This window comes from Rhodospirillales bacterium, from assembly GCA_023898805.1.
Lineage (GTDB): Bacteria > Pseudomonadota > Alphaproteobacteria > Micavibrionales > UBA1664 > UBA6145.
This window is the reverse complement of record CP060260.1, coordinates 1,901,280-1,921,259: the sequence shown is the minus strand read 5'-3', so window position 1 is coordinate 1,921,259 and position 19,980 is coordinate 1,901,280. Positions and strand designations below refer to the sequence as shown.

The following is a 19,980-nucleotide window of genomic DNA, read 5'->3' as shown; positions in this document are numbered from 1 at the left end:
GCCGCAGGGCCTAGCCGGGGTTGCACATACCCGCCTTCATGCGTTTTACGGCCTGTGCGCCCCATGCCTTGTATGCGCGGCGGAATTCGTTGAAAAACGGGTGACTGGCCGTTGCGGCCGCGTTGTAACAATCCTTGAACCCGCCGCTGTCGCGGCAGATTTTGCGGATGTATTCCCCTTCCTTTGCGGGACTGTCCTTGCCATAGGTAAAGCCCGTTTCCGCCAGCCCTTCGATGACCAGACCGCTTTGCGCCAATGCCTGAGAGGCCTGATCGGAGAGTACGATATCCTTGCGTTCGTTCGGGCTGGCCAGCAAAACCGGCAAGACATCCGCGCCCAACGCGCGCAGGTTGTGGTACAGGCTTGTGTCATACGCAAGATCCTGGGCCGCGTTGCCCAGAACATGTTCGCCCCCCGTACCCAGAATGTAAACGGATGCGCCCGTATCGGCGACGTGACGCAGCGCATTGCGCGCCATGACAAGATTGCGCAATGCAAAACCCTGAGCGGAATTGGAATTGATCGCTTCCGCGGGATCCAGCTTCATCGTCTGCGCCGCATTGCGTGTCGTCGTATCGCTCGTGTCGATTTGCCCGCGCGCATCCGGTCCCAGCGCCGCGTCGTCCATACGCACGGGAATGCCGGATTTGAGCAAATACATCATCAGGTTTTTGAAGGCGACGGGGGCATCTTCAAAGTTGTGCACGGCCAGCAGGCTTTTGATCGCGCGGGTGCCTTTGGTGTCGTCGATGTTGAAGCATTGCTGAAGGTCCGACGACACATCCCCATAGGTGGCGTTGGACACCGCACGGGAAAGCCAGTTGTGGTCCCATTCATAGCCAAAGGCGAGTTTTTTTCCCGCGCCTTTTACCAACGGTGCCAACCGATCGAGGATCAATTCATGCAAGACCAGGTGGCTGGATATGTCATGAGTTTCCCCCAATACGATGATCAAGGGGCGTTTGGGCGTTGCTTTTGCCAGACGCTCTATCGCTGTATCCAGTATCGCATCGGCCTGCGGTCGCAGGTCGGTCGCGGGCGTGCCTGCGGGGGGCGTGAACGTGACGGGCCGCTTTGCAGTCACTGAGCCAGCCTTGAAAAATCTGTCAAACAGGTTGAATTCGGCGCGGGCGGGCTGCGTCCCCGCACCGACGGCTACAAATCCAGCCAGCGCCACGCCGTGCCAATTGCGCCAACCGCTTGATTTTCTTGCGCTGTTTGGGTGTTTTTTGATCATGACGGGGCCGACAATATCAATATTATGACAATATGTCAAGCCGGTTTGGGTTTGCGCAAAACGCGAGATTTGGGCAATGTGGCCGCCATGGACCCGGATGACAGCAAACTGAAAGACATGCAGGCACAGATCGACGCGCTGCGCGCCAAAACCGCGCCAAAGCCGGCACGCGCGACCAAGGACGCCGAAAACATGTCGCAAGGCCTGCGGGCGGGCACCGAATTGCTGGGCGCGATCGGCGGGGCGGGACTGATCGGCTATGCCCTTGACCGATGGTTGGGCACCACACCATGGCTGTTAATTATTTTGTTGATTCTGGGGGTTGGCACCGGGTTTTTAAACGTCTGGAAAACCACGCAGAATATCGGGACAACGGTGGGGTATAAAAAATCCGGACCGGGACAAAAGTAATCCTTGGCAAAACGGCTTTCGCCCCTTAAACAGAAGCGCGAAAAAGAACCATAACTCCCGACCCTTCGCGAAAAGAGCCGTGGCAGACCCGCTTCACCAGTTTCAGATACACGACCTTGTCCCCCTGCATTTGGGCGGCGTCGATATTTCCTTTACCAACTCCGCGTTGTGGATGTTGATCGCTGCGGGCGTTTCTGTCGCCGGCCTGACGCTGGCCATGGCCAATGCGAAGCTGGTGCCCGGGCGCTTTCAAGTCTTCGCCGAGGATATCTATTCCTTCGTCGCCAACATGGCGCGCGAAAACATCGGCCATGAATGGCACAAATACTTTCCATTCGTTTTCACGCTGTTCATCGTCGTGCTGATGGGGAACATGCTGGGCCTTGTGCCTTATTCCTTCACCTATACCAGCCATATCGCGGTGACGGCGGGGCTGGCCGTGTTCGTGTTCGCGTGGGTCACTCTGCTCGGCTTTCTCAAGCATGGGACGCATTTCCTGCATTTCTTCTGCCCCGCGGGCGTGCCGGTCGCGCTTATGCCGCTGATCATTCCTTTGGAAATCGTATCCTATGTCACCCGCCCGTTGACCCTGTCGATGCGTCTTTTCGCCAATATGATGGCGGGGCACCTTGTGCTTAAGGTGTTCGCGGGCTTCTGCGTTTCGTTGATGTCGCTTTCGATCCTCGCCTCGGTGGTGCCGATGGCGTTCAACGTGCTGATGATCGGCTTTGAATTTCTGATCGCGTTCCTGCAGGCCTATGTGTTCTCGGTGCTGACCTGCATTTATTTCCGCGACGCGATCGAGATGCACTGAAAACCCATTTCAACCCAAAAGAAAACGTAACGTAAAAAGGAAAAGTAAGATGGAACTCGATGCCGCAAAACTGATCGCCGCCGCCCTGGCCCTTTTGCCCCTCGCGGGCGTGGGGATCGGCCTTGGCCAGATCTTTTCGTCCTACAACAACGCTGTGGGCCGCAACCCGGGCGCGGTCGACCTGCTGGACAAAAAATTCTTCCTGAGCTTCGCGCTGACCGAGGCTCTGGCGATTTTCGCGCTGGTCGTTTCGCTGATCATCCTGTTCGGCTAAGCATGACTTGCAAGGCCGCCCTGATTACCGCTTTCGTCCTGGCCTTTTGGGCCGGGGCGCCCGCGCTTGCACAGGACGGCGCCGCCGCGCCTGCGCCCGGGGCGACCACGGGGCTGCCTTTCGTCAACAACGCCAACCAGCCGGTGTTGCAACCGCTGACCCCCGGCGCGGCGCCGATAACGCCCGCGCAGGACAGCGGCGAAGCCGTGGAAGCGGGGCATAACGCCGAACACGGCGCGGACGCACACGGCAAACAATCCGGTTTGCCGCAATTCGACACCGCGACCTTCCCGCGCCAGTGGTTCTGGCTGTTTTTGACTTTCGCGCTTTTGTACGTGGTGTTTGCCAACCGCACGCTGCCGCGCATCGGCCAGGCGCTGGAAGCGCGGGGCGATCGCATCGCGGCGGACCTTAAACAGGCGGAAATCCTGAAGGCCGAAGTCGCTAGCGTGAAGGCCGAGTACGAGGCCGCCATCGCCACGGCGCGCGCCGATGCACAAAAAAGCATCGCAAACCTGCAAATCGAAATGAAGCGCACGGCGGAAGCCGAGGATGCGGCCTATAAATCCAAGACCGAAGCGGCGGTATCGGCGCTGGAGTCGAAGATCGCGGCCAACCGCGAGCGCGTGGTCAGCGAGCTGAACGCCATGGCGGCGGGCGTCGCGCAGGACATCACCGCGCGCATCGCGGGCGTAAAGACCGACGACGCGGCGGCACGCACGGCGATCGACAATGCACACGGCATGACAGCCGGGGCAAAAGCGGCATAGGGATGGAGACGACATAGATGGGCGGTTTTCTTCAGGATCCGGCAAACTGGGTTGCGCTGTCATTTACGATTTTCGCGCTGGCGTTCCTGCGTTACGGATGGGGCAAGGTTACCACCGGGCTCGATTCCCGTATCGGAGAAATCCGTGACGAGCTTGCGCAGGCGGAAACCCTGAAGACCGAGGCGCAGGCCATGCTGGTTGAATATCAGCGCAAGCACGCCGAGGCGATGCGCGAGGCCGAAACCATCGCGGCGCATGCGCGCGAACAGGCGCAGGCCCTGCGCGCACGCGCGGAAGCCGAGATGAAGGAAACCCTTGCCCGCCGCGAAAAGCAGTTGCAGGACCGGCTGGCCCGGATCGAGGCGCAGGCCGAGGCCGATCTGCGCCGCGCCACCGCCGCGCTGGCGCTGCGCGCTTCCGAGGCGTTGATCCGCAAGGGGCTGGATGCCAAGGCGCAAGGCGCGCTGGTGGACAAGGCGATCACCGCCCTGCCCGGTCATTTGAATTAGGCCGGACCGCCTTTCCTAATCCTTCTTTTGTCGTCAATTGCGCGCGCGTAAGCGTGAAGGAATTCATGCGGCGCATGGGATTTGGCGATGTATGGATTGCCGCGTCGGGCCTTTGACCCGCCTCGCAATGATGAAATCAGGCCATATCGTTCAGAGCTTCAACGCCGCGCGGACCTGCGGGTTCTGGCTGATGCGGCGTTCCGGATCATACCCGCCCGCATGATTGAAAAAATCATGGGCGATAAAACTGAAGAACGTGGTCATGAGGAAGGCGAACTGCTCGTCGTTGCGGATTCTCACATCATTGGGTGTCACGTAATCGGGCGAAGCCATGTCACCAAGGCCGGTTTCATCAAGAAACATAGACAAACCTTGGTCGGAGTAGCGCGCATTTTCCAGCCGGGCGTAAAACACCTTGCGCGCATCGTCCAGCGTTTCGGCCCCCTGCATCGCGTCGCCGATCCAGGCGTAACAGGCCTGCATCACGGTGATCAGCGGCCTGTCGTCCTGTGCGTACGTACGCTCCATTTCCACCACACGGCCACGCAGATAGCGCGAATAATCGGCCAACAGAAAATGCATGTCATGCGAAATGGGCAGCGGGTACGCGATCTGGCGTTGCAAGCCGCCAAGGGAAATCGGTTCGTTGGTCTGGCGCGCGTTATGTTCCGCGTAGCGCATGCCGATCTGCGCGTCCTCCAGCATTCTGGACGCGCGGGTAAAAGCCTCGGATGCGGCAGCTGTTTTTATAATCTGTTTTTATTTACCTTCACCGGCTTTTGTCAACTTTTACAGCAAGGGACAGACAAAAAGGCGGCCATCGTGGTAATGCTGGGTGCGATGCCCGCATCCCCCATCACCCCGGCCCCTCACCCATTTTCCGCCGCGCGCTGGCGCGGTTTGCGCGTGGGATTGCTGGGCGGTTCGTTCGACCCGGCCCATGCCGGGCACATGCATATCGCGATTCAGGCCATGATCCGTCTTCATCTGGACGCGGTGTGGTGGCTGGTCAGTCCCGGCAACGTCCTGAAAACCGCAAAACCCAGCACGGATTACGCGCGGCGCATCGCGCGCACGCGGGAATTCGTCCACCATCCGCGCATGGCGGTGACGGATATCGAAGGCCAGTTGGGCACGCGTTATACGCGCGATACGCTGCGCGCGCTCAAACGCCGCTTTCCGGCCACGCATTTCATCTGGATCGCGGGCATGGATAATGCGGCGACATTCGATCGATGGGCGCATTGGCGCGCGCTGCCACGCATCGTGCCGTTTGCGTTTTTCGAGCGCCCGCCCGCATTATCAAAAATCAAAGCCAAACGCGTGCGGCAGGACAGGCGCCTGCGGCAACGCACAAAAAGCGGCTCGCACCGCCTGAAACCAAAGGAAACCGGTGTGTTCTGGATGACCGGCGGACCGGGCGTCGATCTGTCATCGACTTTTTTGCGCAGGAATTTTGCGCAAGGGCACGACTCCGGCGTATAATGGTAGTTAGATGTGGAAAGCGACCCCGCCTGCAGGAAGCAGTGGACTTTTTCCTTCGCCGCAGATTGCAGCGCGGTTTTCCGCATATATCTGTATCGTCGTCCGTAAAGCGTTGCCGCTTCGCGGGCGTTTTCGTTTTTAACCCAGACATGAAGGAGCGTTGACCATAGCCAGAAAAATCCCCGCGTCGCCGCTGCGCGCCGCAGAACAGCTCAAGGACGCACTGGTGCGCGTGCTTGACGAGAATAAAGCCGAGGACATCGTCGTCGTCCCTTTGGAAGGCAAATCCTCGATCGCGGATTTCATGATCATCGCCTCGGGCCGGTCGGCCCGCCACGTCACCGCGCTGGCCGACTTGATCGGCGAACACGTCAAATCCACCGGCGGCAAGCCCCGGTATGAAGGCAAGACGAACGGTGACTGGGTGCTGGCCGATGCCGGCGACGTCATCGTCCACCTGTTCCGTCCGGAAGTGCGGAGTTTTTACAACATCGAAAAGATCTGGTGCGATCCACTGGACGCCATGGGCAGTCCGGCATCCGTCCGCGCCTGAGATTTTCAGATTCCCGTTGGTGGGGCAGGCCCGTGGCGATAAGCTTGCGGCCATGAAAACCCAAATCCTTGCGGTCGGCAAAATGAAGGACAAGGCGCAGCTTGCGCTTTATGCCGATTACGCGCGCCGACTGACCCCCGCCCCCGTCTTGCGCGAAGTTTCAGAAAGCCGGGACCTTGAAGCCATGATCGATCCCGGCGCGTTCGTCGTGGTGCTGGACGAACGGGGCAGGAATTTATCGTCCCATGAATTCGCCGAAACGATGCAAAACGCCATGAACGCTGGAAAATCGACGATTCAGGCCCTGATCGGCGGAGCGGACGGACACAGCGACGCGGTGCGCGCGCGGGCAGATCTGCTTTTATCGTTTGGCAAACTGACATGGCCGCATATGCTGGCGCGGATCATGGTCGCCGAACAAATTTACCGCGCCCACCAGATTCTGGCCGGGCACCCATATCACCGCGAAGGATGAATTACCGCCGTCTTGCCCTGACCTGTCTTTGCCTTGCCGCCGTGCTCTCACCGGCGGGGCGCGTCCGTGCGCAAGACCTTCAAGGTCAGATGGTGCGCGCCGCCGCCGATATCCGCGCGATCGAACGGCAGGTCGAAACGCTGGATGCGCATCTGGAACAGCTTGAGGCGCGGCAAAGCGGGTTGCAGGCGCAATACGATGCGCGGCGCGGCGAAATGGCCGCGACTTTGGCCGCGCTGGCCCGCATGGGGCGCACGCCGCGCGCGGCCGTGCTGATCCGCCCCGGCGGCCCGCTGATGGCGGCGCGCACCAGCATGGTGCTTTCATCCGGGGTGCCGGTGATCGAAAAACAGGCGGCGGCGGCGCGCGCCTTGATCGACGACCTTTCGCGCACGCAGAGCGAACTGGCGCAAAAGGCGGACGAAGCACGTAACGCGCGCGCCGATCTGTCCGCACGGCACGACCGGCTTGCCGCGTTGATGCAAACGCGCGGGGCCAGCGACCCCGATGCGCAGCGTCAGGCGGCGGCGCTGGCACGCGATGCGCGGTCCCTGCGCGATCTTTTACGCGCGCTCGATCACGGCGCGGACGTGCAGGACGCCCTTAAACAGGTAAAAATGCCCCCGCCGGGCGAAGGGCAATTACCGGTTTCCGGGATCATCCGCGTCGCCTATGGCGCGAAGACGCCAGCGGGCCTGACGTCGTCGGGGCTTTCGATCGAAACCCTGCCGGGCGCGGTCGTGGTCGCGCCGATGGGAGGAATCGTCAAATATGCCGGGGCGTTCCGGGGTTACGGCAACATTATCATCATCCAGCACGAAAGCGGGTATCATTCCCTGATCGCGGGTCTGGATAAAATCACGGTTTCCGCAGGACAGGCGATTGTTTCAGGCGAACCGATCGCTATACTGGAGGGCACCGATCGCGCGAGTCGGGACGGCCCAGCCTTGCGCCGCAGCGTCTATTACGAACTGCGGCAGGGCGGCCAGCCCATCAACCCCGCGCGGAAACTGCCGGATCTCGGCTCATAAATCTGGATGTAAGATGAACCGCAAAACGTTTTTCCTTCTGCTGGCCGCACTGTTCTTCGCCTTCGCCGCGCCGCTTTGCGCCACAGCCGCCGAAACCGACGCCCCCGCCGCCGCGCCCGCGGATACGGCGGAAACGTACAAGATGCTCAAGCTGTTCGGCGAGGTGTTCGAACGCGTGCGCGGCCAGTATGTCGACCCCAAGACCGACAAGCAGCTGATCGAATACGCCATTTCGGGGATGCTGTCCTCGCTTGATCCGCACTCGTCGTACCTGAACGACGAAGGGTTCGAGGACATGAAGGTCCAGACGCGCGGCTCGTTCGGCGGGCTGGGCATCGAGGTGACCATGGAAAACGGGCTGGTGAAGGTCGTCAGTCCGATCGACGACACGCCCGCCTTCAAGGCCGGGATCAAGGCCGGCGACCTGGTCACCCATCTGGACGGCAAGCCGGTCATCGGCATGACGCTCAACGATGCGGTCGACACGATGCGCGGCAAGGTCGGCACGCCCATCACTTTGACCGTTCGACGCGAAGGCACGGCGGAGCCTTTGAAATTCAAAATCGTGCGCGACGTCATCAAGATCAAGTCGGTGCGCTGGTCGGTGTACGACAATCTCGGCTATATCCGCATCACCACCTTCAACGCCCAGACCGATACTGGCCTTAAGGCGGCGCTTGAGGACATTCATAAAAAACTGGGCGACAAGCTTCTGGGCTATGTGCTCGACCTGCGCAACAACCCCGGCGGCCTTCTGGATCAGGCCATCGCGGTGGCCGACGACTTCCTTGACCAAGGGGAAATCGTTTCCACCCGCGGCCGGAACGAGGAAGACACCAAACGCGACAACGCCACGCCGGGCGATCTGGCGGACGGGTTGCCGCTGGTGGTTTTGATCAACGGCGGTTCGGCCTCGGCCTCGGAAATCGTCGCGGGGGCGCTGCAAGACCATCGCCGCGCGGTGCTTCTGGGCACCAAGTCGTTCGGCAAGGGGTCGGTGCAGACCATCATCTCCCTGCCCGGCAACACGGCGATCCGCCTGACCACCGCGCGGTACTACACGCCGTCGGGCCGGTCGATCCAGGCCAAGGGCATCGAGCCGGACATTCTGGTGCCGCAAGCCAAGGTCGAAAACATCGACAACGCCGATGTCGGCATCAGCGAGGCGGATTTGAAGGGCGCGCTGGCCAATCCGCAATCCGGGGCGAATACCGATAAATCCGCGCCGGTGATCAAGCCGGAACCCACGCCGGATACAACGCCTTCCGACAAGACGGAGGACGGGAAAGACGGGAAAGACGGCAAGGATTCCAAGGCCAAGATCCCGTCGGTCGACCATCCGGAGCTGTCCGACGATTATCAACTGGCGCGGGCCATCGACCTGCTGCGCGGCATTGCGCTGTATGACAGCCAGCACGCCCCCGAAGGCGCGCCGGATCTGGTGCGCGATTCGCACGCCAGCGCCGACGACGTTAAAGGTGATGCCAAACCCGGCGACAAAGCCAAGGGGGATTGATCGCCGATGCGTGACGCGGGGGACGAAAACGGGGACGATACGGCAGGCGGCGGTTTCGCGGCGCGTGCGTATGGTTTTGTCCGGCGCCCCTTCGTGGCGGGAATACTGGCCGCGTTTTTAAGCGCGATCGTCGCCGCCGCCATTCTGCCCGGCGGCGTATCACCGGCGCCGGAGGCGCTGGTCGCCGTTACCGCGCAGACCGCCACCGATCAGGCCGCACCGGTTGCGGAGGCGCCCGCCCCGGTCAAGGCGCAGCCCTTGAACGAGCCCGCGCCCCCCGCGGACCCACCGATCTCCGCCGAGGCCGCGGTCGTGGTCGCGGATGCGGGGCTGAACCACCGCGTGGCCGAAGCCATCGACAGCGCCCTGCCCCGCGATGCCACGCTGGCTATTTCTGTTTATGCCGCGGACCCGGTCGGCATGGCGTCCGCGTTTCGTGAATCCGGGCGCGACGTATGGTTGCAGATCGCGGTGCAATCATCGCGCGCGCGCGTAGATCCGGGCCCGCTGGCCATATCCTCGACCATGACGGAGCAAGAAAATCAGGACTTGCTCAATCGTCAGATTGCCATGGCGGGCGGCAACGCCGTCGGCCTGTTCGTGCCGGAAGACGCCGAAATCACCGCCAACGACCCCGATATGTGGCGCGATCTGGCGATGGACGTCATCGGCAACAACCTGATGATTTTGGACGCAACCAAGGCCAAGGTCGCGACGTCGCTGTACATGAAGCGGCAGGAAGCGCGAATCAACGCGTATCTCAAGGCCGACCTGACGCTCAACGGCCAGATGGGGCCGGCCGCGCTTAAATCCGCGCTTGCGCAAGCCGAGGCGCTGATCCTCAACCGGCAGCAGGCGATCATCGTGCTGGCCGCGCCCAGCGCGCCCACGGTCGAGACGCTCGGCGCATGGATCGATACCCTTAGGCACAAGGGAATCCGCCTTGTTCCGGCCAGCAAGTTCACCGGGCTGAAGGGTTGATTAAAGGCGCTTGCGGGCCTATCCTTCTGCCCCATGAAAACCATTGAGGAGTTAAGGGCGCTGCCCTATCGCCAATCCGTCGGCATCGTGTTGTTCAATCCGGACGGACTGGTCTTTGTCGGGGAAAGACTGGACCACCCGGGCGCATGGCAAATGCCGCAGGGCGGCATCGACGCAGGCGAAACCATCGAACAGGCCGCGATCCGCGAATTGCGCGAGGAAACGGGCACCGACAAGGCCGAGGTCGTGCATGTGTCCGACACGGTGCTGACCTATGATCTGCCCGACCACCTGCTGGGCAAGCTGTGGAGCGGGCGGTACAAGGGGCAGGAGCAACGCTGGGCCGCACTGCGTTTTTTGGGGCAGGACCACGAAATCACCCTGTACGACAAGGTCCACCCCGAATTTTCCAACTGGAAATGGGTGCCGCTGGCGCAGGTGTGCGAGCTGATCGTGCCGTTCAAGCGCGCGACATACGAGGAAGTCATCCGCGAGTTCACGCCGGTGCTGGAACGCAATCTTTAGGCGTCATCAGGCGCGCATTGTTTGGTATGCGCGAAACGACGGATGCCGGACATCTGGAGCAGTGGATGCCCCGAACAAGTCGGGGCATGACGGGCAAAACCCGCATCATCCTAAAAAGGAAACACACTAAAGTCTGGGAAAATTCCCCGGTACCGAGATGGCCGTGCGATAGCCGCCAAACGCCGGCTTATGCGGCCATTTCGCGTCCAGCAGCAGCCATTGGGCGGGCGCCGGCGCGGCAGGGGCTTTCGCGGCAGGCGCGGTATCGTTCGGTGTAGATTTTAGGGCTTCTCGATCGTCAATTTGACGGCGCAGTGTGTAGGTCGAGAAATCAGCCGCCGGCGCCGGGATGAAGCCCGCAGCAACGCCGAAACAGCCGCGCGGCGTAAGCGTAGCGATTGCCGGTCTGGCCGCTTGCGCTTGCGCTTGCGTTTGCGTTTTCGTTATTTTGGGGGCTGCTTCAGGTGCGGAAACCCGCGCCGGACGCATGAAATAACCGATGCTCAGGCCGGCGGCAAGCGCCAACGCGCCCGCGCTAAACACGGAAGCAATCATTTGGCGCCGGAAATTCGCGCGATGCTCCTGTCCGGCCTGATGATAGCCCGTGAAAATGCCGTCTTTACGGATTTCTTCGATTTGCTTTGCTGTATAACCTTTGAGCGTTTTTTCCGGATCGAATTGCGGATCGGATTCCGCGCCGTCTACTATTCTCGCAATCATGGCCTGCCCTTTTTTTGACAGGCATTTTTATGACATTTTTTTGATTATGTCAAATATAATTGCGCTTTTAGGGGTTGAGCGGCGACCAAGCCGGGTCCGAGGCATCCCCCGGCGTGGGCAGTTGGCGTTCGTTATACCCGGTCAGGTCGATCATATAGGCCTTTGACGTACGTCCGCCGGTCGCGTTGGGCAATTCCTTGAAATAAATCAGGTAGCGGCCGTTGGGTGCCCATGACGGCCCCTCGACGTGATAGGCGGAGGTAATCAGGCGTTCGCCCGTTCCGTCCGGCTTGATCACGCCGATATAGAATTTGCCGCCCTGCATCTTGGTAAAGGCGATCAAATCGCCGCGCGGACTCCAGACCGGGTTGCCATAGCGACCATCGCCGAAGGTGATGCGTTGCTGGTTCGAACCGTCGGCATTCATGGTGTAGATTTGCTGTTTGCCGGAACGGTCGGATTCAAACGCAATGCGCCGACCGTCGGGCGAAAAGCTGGCGGCGGTTTCGATCGACGGGTTGTTGGTGATCTGGCGGAGCTGGCGGGTACGCAGATCCATCAGGTAAATGTCCGTATTGCCGTTGGTGGCGAGCGACATGGCCACCGCGTTGCCGTCGGGCGAGAAGCGCGGCGCGAAGCTCATGCCGGGGAAATCGCCCAGAACCTCCTGCCGCCCGGTGTCGATATTGTACAGGTACACGCGCGGGCGGTTGTTGACATAGGCCAGATAGGTGATTTCCTGCGCGTTGGGTGAAAAGCGCGGGGTCAGGACCATATACGACCCGTCGGTCAGATAACGGTGGTTGGCCCCGTCCTGATCCATGATCGCCAGACGCTTGACGCGGTTATTGTACGGGCCGCTTTCCGCGATATAGACGATGCGGGTGTCGAAATACCCTTCCTCGCCCGTCAGACGCTTGAAGATATTGTCGGCGATGATATGCGCGATGCGCCGCCAGTTCTGGGGCGTCGTGGTATAGGCCATGCCGTCGACCTGATTTTCGGCATAGACGTCCCACAGGCGGAATTCGACGCGCAGGCGGCCATCCGGCGCGGCAGTAACGGCGCCGGTCACCAGCGCCTGCGTATTCAATGGTTTCCAGTCGGCAAAGCGCGGACCGTCCAGCGCGGCGGAACGCGCGTCCTGAATGAAGGAAGCCGGGTTGACCGGACGGAACAGGGCCGAGGATTCAAGATCGTGCGAAACAACGTCGGAAATCTGCTTGCCCAGCGCGGCGTTGGGCCCGTCGCCGATAAAGGGCGAAATGGCGATCGGCATCGGCTCGACCCGGCCTTGTGTAACGCTGACCTTCAGCTCGGCACGGGCGGCAAGCGGCATCAGGGCCAACAGGAAAACGAACAGGGCGGCGAATCTACGCATCGGGCGAATCCTCATAGGTTTTGTCATCCTAGCGATATCGGGGAAGTATGACCAGAATATGAAACGCCGTGGGCGTTTTGTCCTCAAGATCACGTTCCCGTGATTCCCCGTGCCCGTCATTTCCCGCGAAGGCGGGGAGTTCATCGTGTGGCGTCGGCGCCTGACTTGGCTTGCGTCTGACGTGGTGTCGCGATGGATACCCCGGACAAGCCGGGGTATGACGGACGAAGCCGATAACAAATCATTTTAAGCGGGTGTGTTATTCAGCCGCCTTGCGGCGCGCGCCAACCAACGTCAAAACATGTTTTTGGGGTCGAAAGAAATAGTCATCGATTTCCACTGGTCGTATTTGCCGGGGGGCAGGTCAAGCGGCGTGCAACCCGGCGCGCGCAGGGCGCGCAGCGCGGAATCCGCCGCGGCACGGAACAGCGGGTCGGCATTATAACGCAGCTGGTCCGACACCTTGGCGTCGATCAGGGTGCGGTCGGCGGCCACGGTGACGTCAACGTCGACCACCAGATTCTGGGCGTCGCGCGCACCGGCAATGACGTTCCAGCATTGGGCAAGCTGGCTGCGCAGCGCGTCCATCTCGGACATCGTAAGCTGCTGGCCCAGCGGCGCGGGCGCGGTCAGTTGCGGCGCCTGACGCGGGGTGTCGCGCGGAACGCTGTCGGGTTGCGGGGGCGCATCCTCGGACCCGACAAGGTTTTTCAGGACGGAGGAAAACTGCTCGGCGTCCTCCTCCTTGGGTTGGTCTTTCTTGACCTCATCCTTTTTCGCCTCGGCCGGTTTTTTGACTTCCGGCTGTTTGACCGGCTTGGGCGGCGGTGCCTTTTTCTCGGCGATTTCGGCCTTTTTCACCGGTTTGGGCGCGTCCTTGGGGCGAATTTCCTCGAACTTGTCGGATTCCACCTTGGGCGTGGGCTTGGGCTTTTCCGCTTTGGGGGTGATTTTTTGCTCAGTCGCCTTGGGCATCGGCGGGGGTTCGTCCTTGACCTCCTTCGGTTCGACCTTCGGCATTTCGCGGGCGACGGGCGCGGCCACGTTGCTTTGCGCCGTGTCAGCCACGGGCAGGATTTCGACGGCCATCGGTTCGTCCGGCACGACCGTGGGTTTGGAGAAAAAGAAGAACGCCCCCGAAAACAGCAAAATCAGAAACAGGTGAAAAACCAGCGACGCCATCAGCGGCGAGCGCATGGAGCGCGCCTGCGCGTTTCTTTCTGGTCCTGACATGGCCGTGGCGGTGATGTTCATGCGTGGTATAGCCTAAACGCCGATTATGGCCTGATTTGGGTCGTTTTGGGTCAAAAATCCATTATTTGCGGGGGGCGGTCACGCCTTGCTGGGTGATCAGGGCGATTTTGCCGAAGCCCGCCGCATTCATCGCACCCAGCGTGCGCATCACGTCGCCGTAATTCAGTTCCTTGTCCGCGCGCAGGAAAATGCGGCGGTCCGGGTTGTCCTTGGTCATCGCTTCCAGAAGCTCGATCAGCCGGTCCTGCGTCACCGGGGTTTCGCCCACGTAAATCTGGCCGGTGGCGGTCAACGCCACCTCGATCGGGCCTTGATCGTCCTCGTGAATCGCGCCGGCCTGCGATTCCGGAATGTCCACCGGCACGCCCGCCGAAAGCATCGGCGCGGTGGCCATGAAAATCACCAGCAGCACCAGCATCACGTCGACCAGCGGCGTGACGTTGATTTCAGCGGACACGCTGCGGCGGTGACGCCCGCCCCTGCTTTTCTGCGCGACCTTGAACGCCATTTATTTCGTCCTTGAAGTCAAATGGCGGCCAAGAATGGCCGAGAATTCGGTCGCGAAATTTTCCAACCGGTCGTTATAACGGTTGAGGTCGGAGGAAAATTTGTTGTACGCGATCACCGCCGGAATGGCCGCGACAAGGCCGATGGCGGTGGCAAACAGCGCCTCGGCGATACCGGGCGCGACGACCGCGAGCGAGGCGTTCTTGGACCCCGCGATGGCGGTGAAGGAGCGCATGATGCCCCACACCGTGCCGAACAGGCCGATGAACGGCGCGGCGGAGCCGACATTGGCCAGAAAGGTCATCGAGCGTTCGAGTTTTTCCATCTCGCGCCCGATCATCACCGACATCGCGCGTTCGATACGTTGTTGCAGGTTGGTGCCCAGCGCCTCGGACCCCGCACCCTTGTTATCGGACATGCCAAGGCGCCATTCCTCCATCCCCGCGAGGAAGGTTTTCAAAATCGGGTCCGGGCGCGACTGGCGCACGCGTTCGTACAGCTTGTCCAGCGGTTCGCCGGACCAGAACGCCTCTTCGAACTTGTCGGCGCGGCGGCGCGTGGCCTTGAGCGTGCGCAGCTTGTCGAAAATGATCGCCCAGCACCAGATCGAGGCCGTGATCAGCATCAGGATCACGCATTTGCCGATGATGTCCGCGTTCCAGAACAGGCCGAAGGGTGAAAGATTGTGCGAAACGGAACCGGCCAGTACGGCAGCGTCGACGGCGCGGTCGGGGATGGTGGCGGCGGCGGTCATGGGTGTTTATCCTTTGGCTTCCAGTATGGTGCGCAGCATTTCGGGGACGCGCACCGCCTTGCCGGCGGCGTTGACGCAGACCAGCACCACCTTCATGTCGGCGATGGCCTGCCCGTCCCGTGTGATCGTTTGTTGCATGGTAAATGAGGCATTTCCAAGGTCAACAACACTTGTTTCCACGACCAGTTCGTCGTCCAGCCGCCCCGGCGCCAGATAATCGATCGCGATATGCCGCACCACGAAGTGAAAGCCATGGCCGGGCAAAAGGTCGGAATTGTTGATACCGTGGGCACGCAGGAATTCGGAGCGCCCACGTTCGGTAAAGCGCAGGAAACTGGCGTGATAGACGATTCCGCCTGCGTCCGTGTCCTCGTAATAGATGCGCACGGGGTGGGTGAAAATTTGTTGCGCCCGATTATCTTTTTTCATAATGTTCCAGCAAACGATTGAACCAGGCCATGCAAAAACAAATCCTGACCCGCCGCACCATACTGACGCTACTGGACGACCTTGCGCAAGGGATTGCCCCAATGATTCCGGGACCTGTGGACATGCATGTTTTCGGCGGGGCCGGTTTTTGTCTGTCTGAAACCTTCACCCGCGTCGCGCGCGACATCGACGCCTATGTCGCGGATGGAGAAACGCGCATAGAAATGGGCTGGGCCGCCCGTGACATTGGCGTGATGCGGCGCCTGAAGCCCATAAATCCGGGCGAATGGCTGCATCTCAACCCGGTGTCCCTTGAGCCGTTTGTCGCCGAACGGGACCGCTATTTCGCGCCCCTGCCCGCCCGCTTTTTGCGTCAGCCGAATTTGCGCGTCCATCTGCTTAAACCTGAACCGCAGCTCGCACTCAAGCTTTTGCGCGAGTTTCCCTGGGTCGAGCCAAAGGATATCCGCGACATGGCCCGGCTTTGCGCCATTCTTGGGATATCGGACAGGGCGAAGCTGGCCGATGTGTGGGCGCGTCACGCCGATTTGCTGCCCGGTTATGTGGGAACCAAGACACGGCATCGCGTTGCGGCGCACTGGGACAGAATAGAAGCGCATAACAGGGTCCGGGCAAAGCTGTCGGCAGGAACCGCGCCCGCCATGGTCTGATCCGAAAAACTTTTTGCGCATGCCATCATTGCTTCGCCCTCCTCGCAGTGATGAAAGGGAATGGGGGCTTCGACCCCTCCTCGCCATGACAGGAAGATGGGTGCCCTTAAAGCTTCAGGGCCGCGGGGCGCGCGGCGGGGCCCAGGACTGGAAACAGCACCTGATTGCCGGCGGAAATATAGGGGCGGCCATGGCGGCCCACCGCGCGGGTCAGGTCGACGGCAAGATAGTCTCTGCGCGTGGCGCCTTCCGGCGTGACGTCCCACGCGACCGGCATTAGGCCCGCCACGGATTGCGGCAAAGGGAAGCTGAAGACATTTTCAAAATATTCGGCACCCAGTATGGGCTTCGAGGTTCTGGCAGCACCATAACCCCATTTTTGCAGCGAGCGCAGACATACCCGCGCTGACTGATACAAACCGAAATACAGATCGCGCGGGTCGGCTTGGTCATAAAAGCAGACAAAGACACGACGCCCCGGAAACTGCGCCGCCAGCGCGGGGGCGACCTTGGCCGCACGCTCATCCTGCGGTTCCAGATTTGCGAATTCTTCCGCGCCTGCGCCCTTCGCGGCCAGCATGTCGCGCATCGACGCGTCGGAATTGACCGCGATCAACAACCCCGCGCCGTCGTTTAAAAACCGATCGTCGATAAACTTAAAACCCGCCAGCATCGTCGGCAGGATCTGTTCGCGGGCATAGGCATAGGTGCCGTTGGTGACGTGCAGGGCATTCACGCCCATATGCGCGATTATGCCCGCGATGGCTTCGGGGCGCGGATCAGTAAGCGTGATGACAGACATGCCAAGCAGCTTGCACAAGTTTTTTTGCTTATGCAAATTATTCCGTAAACAGGTCGGACGCGGCGGGGCGCGCGGGTGCCTCGCGGCCCAGCGCGCGGTAACCGCCCGCCGCGACGCAGCGGCCGCGCGGGGTGCGCTGGATCAGGCCCTGCTGGATCAGATAGGGTTCGATCACGTCCTCGATCACGTCGCGTTCCTCGGACAAGGTCGCGGCCATCGTTTCGATGCCCACCGGCCCGCCGTCGTAATGATCGACAATGGTGGCCAGATAACGCCGGTCCATCGCGTCCAATCCGCCCGCGTCGATATCAAGGCGGCGCAGCGCGTCATCGGCCACGGACGCGGTGATCAGCGCATGGCCGCCGACCTGCGCGAAGTCGCGCACGCGGCGCACCAGCCTTCCGGCAATGCGCGGGGTGCCACGCGCGCGGCGGGCGATTTCGCGCGCGCCGGTGGTATCGAGCGGTGCGCCCAGAATGTTCGCGGCGCGGGCGACGATGCCCGTCAGTTCGTCGTGGGTATAAAATTCCAGACGCAGCGGAATGCCGAAGCGTTCGCGCAATGGCGTGGTCAGCAGGCCCGAACGCGTCGTCGCCGCCACCAGCGTAAAGGGCGGCAGGTCGATCTGGACGCTGCGGGCGGACGGCCCCTCGCCGATCATGATGTCGAGTTTGCGGTCCTCCATCGCGGGGTACAGGATTTCCTCGACCACCGGGTTGAGGCGGTGAATCTCGTCGATGAACAACACGTCCATCGGTTGCAGATTGGTCAGGATCGCGGCCAGATCGCCCGCCCGCGCAATGACGGGGCCTGAGGTTGCCTTGAACCCGACGCCCAGTTCGCGCGCGACGATCTGGGCCAAAGTCGTCTTGCCCAACCCCGGCGGGCCGTGCAGCAGGACGTGGTCCAGCGCCTCGCCCCTTTTTTTCGCGGCGGCGATGAACACGGCCAGATTCTCGCGCGCCTGTTTCTGGCCGGTGAATTCGGCCAGCGCGCGCGGACGCAGGGCCACGTCCTCGGCATCGCCATTCTGTTTTTCGACGTTCAGCGCCTCGGCCCTCATGCCGCGATCTCCTTCAGTGAAAGAGAGATGATGGCGGAAAGATCGCTTGCCTCGCCGCGCTGCATGACGGCGTTCACCGCCTGATACGCGTCCGAGCGCCCATAGCCAAGATTGACCAGCGCGGAAACCGCATCCTCGGCATGGTTCGCGGCATCGTTGGCGGGTTTGGCGCGTTTTTGCCGCGATTCAGGCGACGCGGGCAGCGCGATCGCGGGCAGCGCCGCAACCGCCTTGTCCTTCAGTTCCATGACGATGCGCTGGGCCAGTTTCGGGCCCACGCCCTCGGCCCGCGTCAGCGGCGCGTGGTCGCGCGCGCCGATCGCCAGTTGCAGTTGATCCGGCGTGCAGGCGGAAAGGATGGACAGGGCCACTTTCGGCCCCACGCCCTGTACCGTCGTCAGGGTCTTGAACCAGAAGCGTTCGGCCGCGTCGGCAAAGCCGTAAAGGGTGATCGCGTCCTCGCGCACCACGGTTTCGATCAGCAGGGTCGCGCCCTCGCCCGCGCCGCCGACGGCGCCCAACGTGCGCGCGCCCGCCTGAACGACATATCCCACCCCGCCCACGTCGAGGATGATCTGGTTTCCCGAAATCTGGTCGATAATGCCGCGCAATTTGCCAATCATGGCACCAGCGTACCCGGTTTGTTCGCAAATGACAGCCTCAATCCACGTGCATCCGCAAAAATTTGCTATTTCCGGCCATGGCGTACATGCAAGGCTGCAAGGCCAACCGCGACACGGGGTTTATTCAGTTTTTTTCGGTGGATTCCGGCTTTTGCCCGCAGACGGCTTTTTTGTAAGCCGTCAGATGAATGCGAGCTTGCGTTGCGAAACGCAGGGACCATCTTCCTTGAAACGCGGATTCACCAGTTCGATCTTCACACGCTTGCCGGTGCGTTTTTCGACTGCCTTGGCGAGGGTGGCGAAATACCTGTTCAGCGGATTTCTGGCGGTCTTTTCATCGCCGGAGAGGTAGGCGAAATCGCTCTCGATCGCGAGATCCATGACATTTTTTGATTTGTTCAGTTCGTCGCGCAGAATGCTTCCGGCCTTTAGCGGCAGCGGACCGGACACAACGATACCGCTGGCGAGGATGCCTTTCTTGCCGTCACAAAACCGGTGTTCGATCAGTCGCATCACCGGCTGTACCGGCTCCATCTGTTCCATTTGGGCCAGTTTGCCCGCGTTTACGGGCGTGATTTGCGCGGCAGCAAGGGCAAGCGCGAGGGCGGCGGATTTGCGTGTCATGGCGCAGATCATGCCCGGTTTTTATTATTATGTCAAATTATTGGATGTCCTGTGATGCGCATGGCAGATGGCCACCGCCAGCGCATCGGCGGTATCGGCGATTTCAAAGCTGGCCTTGGGCAGCAGGATCTTGACCATGGCCTGCACCTGTTCCTTGCCCGCGTGCCCGGCGCCGACCACCGCCTTTTTGACCGTGTTGGCCGCATATTCGCCCACCACAAGCCCCGCACGCGCCGGTGCGACAAAGGCCACGCCGCGCGCCATGCCCAGTTTGAGGGTGGAGGCCGCGTTGGTGTTGGAGAAGGTTTCCTCGATCGCCGCCTCATCCGGTGTCCATTCGGCAATCACTGCCGCAAGGCCGCGGTCGATTTCGCCCAGCCGCATGGCCATCGGCGCCCTCGCGTCGGGATGGATGCAACCGCCGGCCACGAAGCTTAACCGGTTGTCGGTATAATCGATCACGCCCCAACCGGTGCGGTTGAGGCCTGGATCGATACCAAGAATGCGGACGGACGTCATCCCGCCCATTCAACCATCGTTCGGCACAACAGGCGATAGATTCATTGCCGAT

General features: G+C 61.3%; 26 protein-coding genes. 13 read left to right on the top strand and 13 right to left on the bottom strand.

Annotation, left to right across the window (positions count from 1 at the left end):
- Positions 1-10 precede the first annotated feature (10 nt).
- Positions 11-1,084 carry a hypothetical protein gene (locus tag H6866_09600; protein USO07642.1) on the bottom strand — a complete coding sequence of 358 codons (1,074 nt, stop codon included), beginning with the start codon at positions 1,082-1,084 and terminating at the stop codon, positions 11-13.
- A 240-nt stretch (positions 1,085-1,324) separates the two neighbouring features.
- Here H6866_09600 and H6866_09595 point away from each other — a divergent pair, with 240 nt between their 5' ends.
- The 5 genes from H6866_09595 to H6866_09575 all read left to right on the top strand — a co-directional run bounded on the left by H6866_09595 (position 1,325) and on the right by H6866_09575 (position 4,015).
- Positions 1,325-1,648 carry an AtpZ/AtpI family protein gene (locus tag H6866_09595; GenBank protein ID USO07641.1) on the top strand — a complete coding sequence of 108 codons (324 nt, stop codon included), beginning with the start codon at positions 1,325-1,327 and terminating at the stop codon, positions 1,646-1,648.
- Between the two features lie 79 nt (positions 1,649-1,727).
- A complete protein-coding gene (locus H6866_09590) occupies positions 1,728-2,462 on the top strand; it encodes a F0F1 ATP synthase subunit A (protein USO07640.1) in 735 nt (244 codons plus the stop codon).
- Between the two features lie 49 nt (positions 2,463-2,511).
- Positions 2,512-2,736: a F0F1 ATP synthase subunit C gene (locus tag H6866_09585; GenBank protein ID USO07639.1), complete on the top strand. Its 225-nt coding sequence runs from the start codon at positions 2,512-2,514 to the stop codon at positions 2,734-2,736.
- A gap of 2 nt (positions 2,737-2,738) precedes the next feature.
- Positions 2,739-3,506 carry a hypothetical protein gene (locus H6866_09580; protein ID USO07638.1) on the top strand — a complete coding sequence of 256 codons (768 nt, stop codon included), beginning with the start codon at positions 2,739-2,741 and terminating at the stop codon, positions 3,504-3,506.
- A gap of 17 nt (positions 3,507-3,523) precedes the next feature.
- Positions 3,524-4,015: a F0F1 ATP synthase subunit B gene (locus H6866_09575; protein USO07637.1), complete on the top strand. Its 492-nt coding sequence runs from the start codon at positions 3,524-3,526 to the stop codon at positions 4,013-4,015.
- Between the two features lie 150 nt (positions 4,016-4,165).
- On the opposite strand, the gene H6866_09570 is transcribed toward H6866_09575, so the two are convergent.
- On the bottom strand, positions 4,166-4,720 hold the full coding sequence (locus H6866_09570; GenBank protein ID USO07636.1) for a hypothetical protein: 555 nt from the start codon (positions 4,718-4,720) through the stop codon (positions 4,166-4,168).
- Between the two features lie 117 nt (positions 4,721-4,837).
- Here H6866_09570 and H6866_09565 point away from each other — a divergent pair, with 117 nt between their 5' ends.
- The 7 genes from H6866_09565 (at position 4,838) to H6866_09535 (ending at position 10,581) form a co-directional block, all read left to right on the top strand.
- The gene (locus H6866_09565; protein USO07635.1) at positions 4,838-5,500 is read left to right on the top strand and encodes a nicotinate-nicotinamide nucleotide adenylyltransferase; all 663 of its coding nucleotides are present in this window, start codon (positions 4,838-4,840) and stop codon (positions 5,498-5,500) included.
- A 226-nt stretch (positions 5,501-5,726) separates the two neighbouring features.
- Positions 5,727-6,053, top strand: coding sequence for a ribosome silencing factor (gene rsfS, locus H6866_09560; GenBank protein ID USO08653.1), 327 nt, complete (start codon positions 5,727-5,729; stop codon positions 6,051-6,053).
- Between the two features lie 52 nt (positions 6,054-6,105).
- Positions 6,106-6,528, top strand: coding sequence for a 23S rRNA (pseudouridine(1915)-N(3))-methyltransferase RlmH (locus H6866_09555; protein ID USO07634.1), 423 nt, complete (start codon positions 6,106-6,108; stop codon positions 6,526-6,528).
- Entirely contained in the window at positions 6,525-7,559 is a 1,035-nt protein-coding gene (locus H6866_09550; GenBank protein ID USO07633.1) for a peptidoglycan DD-metalloendopeptidase family protein, read from the top strand. The genes H6866_09555 and H6866_09550 overlap by 4 nt, the downstream gene beginning before the upstream one ends.
- A gap of 13 nt (positions 7,560-7,572) precedes the next feature.
- Entirely contained in the window at positions 7,573-9,075 is a 1,503-nt protein-coding gene (locus H6866_09545) for a S41 family peptidase (protein ID USO07632.1), read from the top strand.
- 6 nt (positions 9,076-9,081) lie between these two features.
- Positions 9,082-10,056 (top strand): divergent polysaccharide deacetylase family protein, encoded by a 975-nt coding sequence (locus tag H6866_09540; protein USO07631.1) that lies wholly within the window; start codon positions 9,082-9,084, stop codon positions 10,054-10,056.
- 33 nt (positions 10,057-10,089) lie between these two features.
- Entirely contained in the window at positions 10,090-10,581 is a 492-nt protein-coding gene (locus H6866_09535) for an RNA pyrophosphohydrolase (protein ID USO07630.1), read from the top strand.
- A 126-nt stretch (positions 10,582-10,707) separates the two neighbouring features.
- Here the strand turns inward: H6866_09535 and H6866_09530 are convergent, their stop codons facing one another.
- From H6866_09530 to ybgC, 6 genes are all read right to left on the bottom strand, one after another.
- On the bottom strand, positions 10,708-11,301 hold the full coding sequence (locus H6866_09530; GenBank protein USO07629.1) for a hypothetical protein: 594 nt from the start codon (positions 11,299-11,301) through the stop codon (positions 10,708-10,710).
- Positions 11,302-11,368: 67 nt separating this feature from the next.
- On the bottom strand, positions 11,369-12,709 hold the full coding sequence (gene tolB / locus H6866_09525; GenBank protein ID USO07628.1) for a Tol-Pal system protein TolB: 1,341 nt from the start codon (positions 12,707-12,709) through the stop codon (positions 11,369-11,371).
- A 267-nt stretch (positions 12,710-12,976) separates the two neighbouring features.
- Positions 12,977-13,936: a hypothetical protein gene (locus tag H6866_09520; protein USO07627.1), complete on the bottom strand. Its 960-nt coding sequence runs from the start codon at positions 13,934-13,936 to the stop codon at positions 12,977-12,979.
- 61 nt (positions 13,937-13,997) lie between these two features.
- Positions 13,998-14,444, bottom strand: coding sequence for a biopolymer transporter ExbD (locus H6866_09515; GenBank protein USO07626.1), 447 nt, complete (start codon positions 14,442-14,444; stop codon positions 13,998-14,000).
- Complete coding sequence (tolQ, locus tag H6866_09510) at positions 14,445-15,197, bottom strand: protein TolQ (protein USO07625.1); 753 nt, start codon at positions 15,195-15,197, stop codon at positions 14,445-14,447. It abuts the gene before it with no gap.
- 6 nt (positions 15,198-15,203) lie between these two features.
- Positions 15,204-15,626 carry a tol-pal system-associated acyl-CoA thioesterase gene (gene ybgC / locus H6866_09505; protein USO07624.1) on the bottom strand — a complete coding sequence of 141 codons (423 nt, stop codon included), beginning with the start codon at positions 15,624-15,626 and terminating at the stop codon, positions 15,204-15,206.
- A 29-nt stretch (positions 15,627-15,655) separates the two neighbouring features.
- Here ybgC and H6866_09500 point away from each other — a divergent pair, with 29 nt between their 5' ends.
- Positions 15,656-16,297: a hypothetical protein gene (locus H6866_09500; GenBank protein ID USO07623.1), complete on the top strand. Its 642-nt coding sequence runs from the start codon at positions 15,656-15,658 to the stop codon at positions 16,295-16,297.
- A 106-nt stretch (positions 16,298-16,403) separates the two neighbouring features.
- Here H6866_09500 and H6866_09495 read toward each other — a convergent pair whose 3' ends face one another.
- From H6866_09495 to ruvC, 5 genes are all read right to left on the bottom strand, one after another.
- Positions 16,404-17,099 (bottom strand): hypothetical protein, encoded by a 696-nt coding sequence (locus H6866_09495; protein USO07622.1) that lies wholly within the window; start codon positions 17,097-17,099, stop codon positions 16,404-16,406.
- A 37-nt stretch (positions 17,100-17,136) separates the two neighbouring features.
- Positions 17,137-18,162 carry a Holliday junction branch migration DNA helicase RuvB gene (gene ruvB / locus H6866_09490; protein USO07621.1) on the bottom strand — a complete coding sequence of 342 codons (1,026 nt, stop codon included), beginning with the start codon at positions 18,160-18,162 and terminating at the stop codon, positions 17,137-17,139.
- A complete protein-coding gene (gene ruvA / locus H6866_09485) occupies positions 18,159-18,785 on the bottom strand; it encodes a Holliday junction branch migration protein RuvA (protein USO07620.1) in 627 nt (208 codons plus the stop codon). Before ruvA ends, ruvB begins: the two co-directional genes overlap by 4 nt.
- A gap of 180 nt (positions 18,786-18,965) precedes the next feature.
- A complete protein-coding gene (locus tag H6866_09480; GenBank protein ID USO07619.1) occupies positions 18,966-19,409 on the bottom strand; it encodes a hypothetical protein in 444 nt (147 codons plus the stop codon).
- A 27-nt stretch (positions 19,410-19,436) separates the two neighbouring features.
- Positions 19,437-19,928, bottom strand: a complete 492-nt coding sequence (ruvC, locus tag H6866_09475) for a crossover junction endodeoxyribonuclease RuvC (protein ID USO07618.1) — start codon at positions 19,926-19,928, stop codon at positions 19,437-19,439.
- Positions 19,929-19,980: the final 52 nt, after the last annotated feature.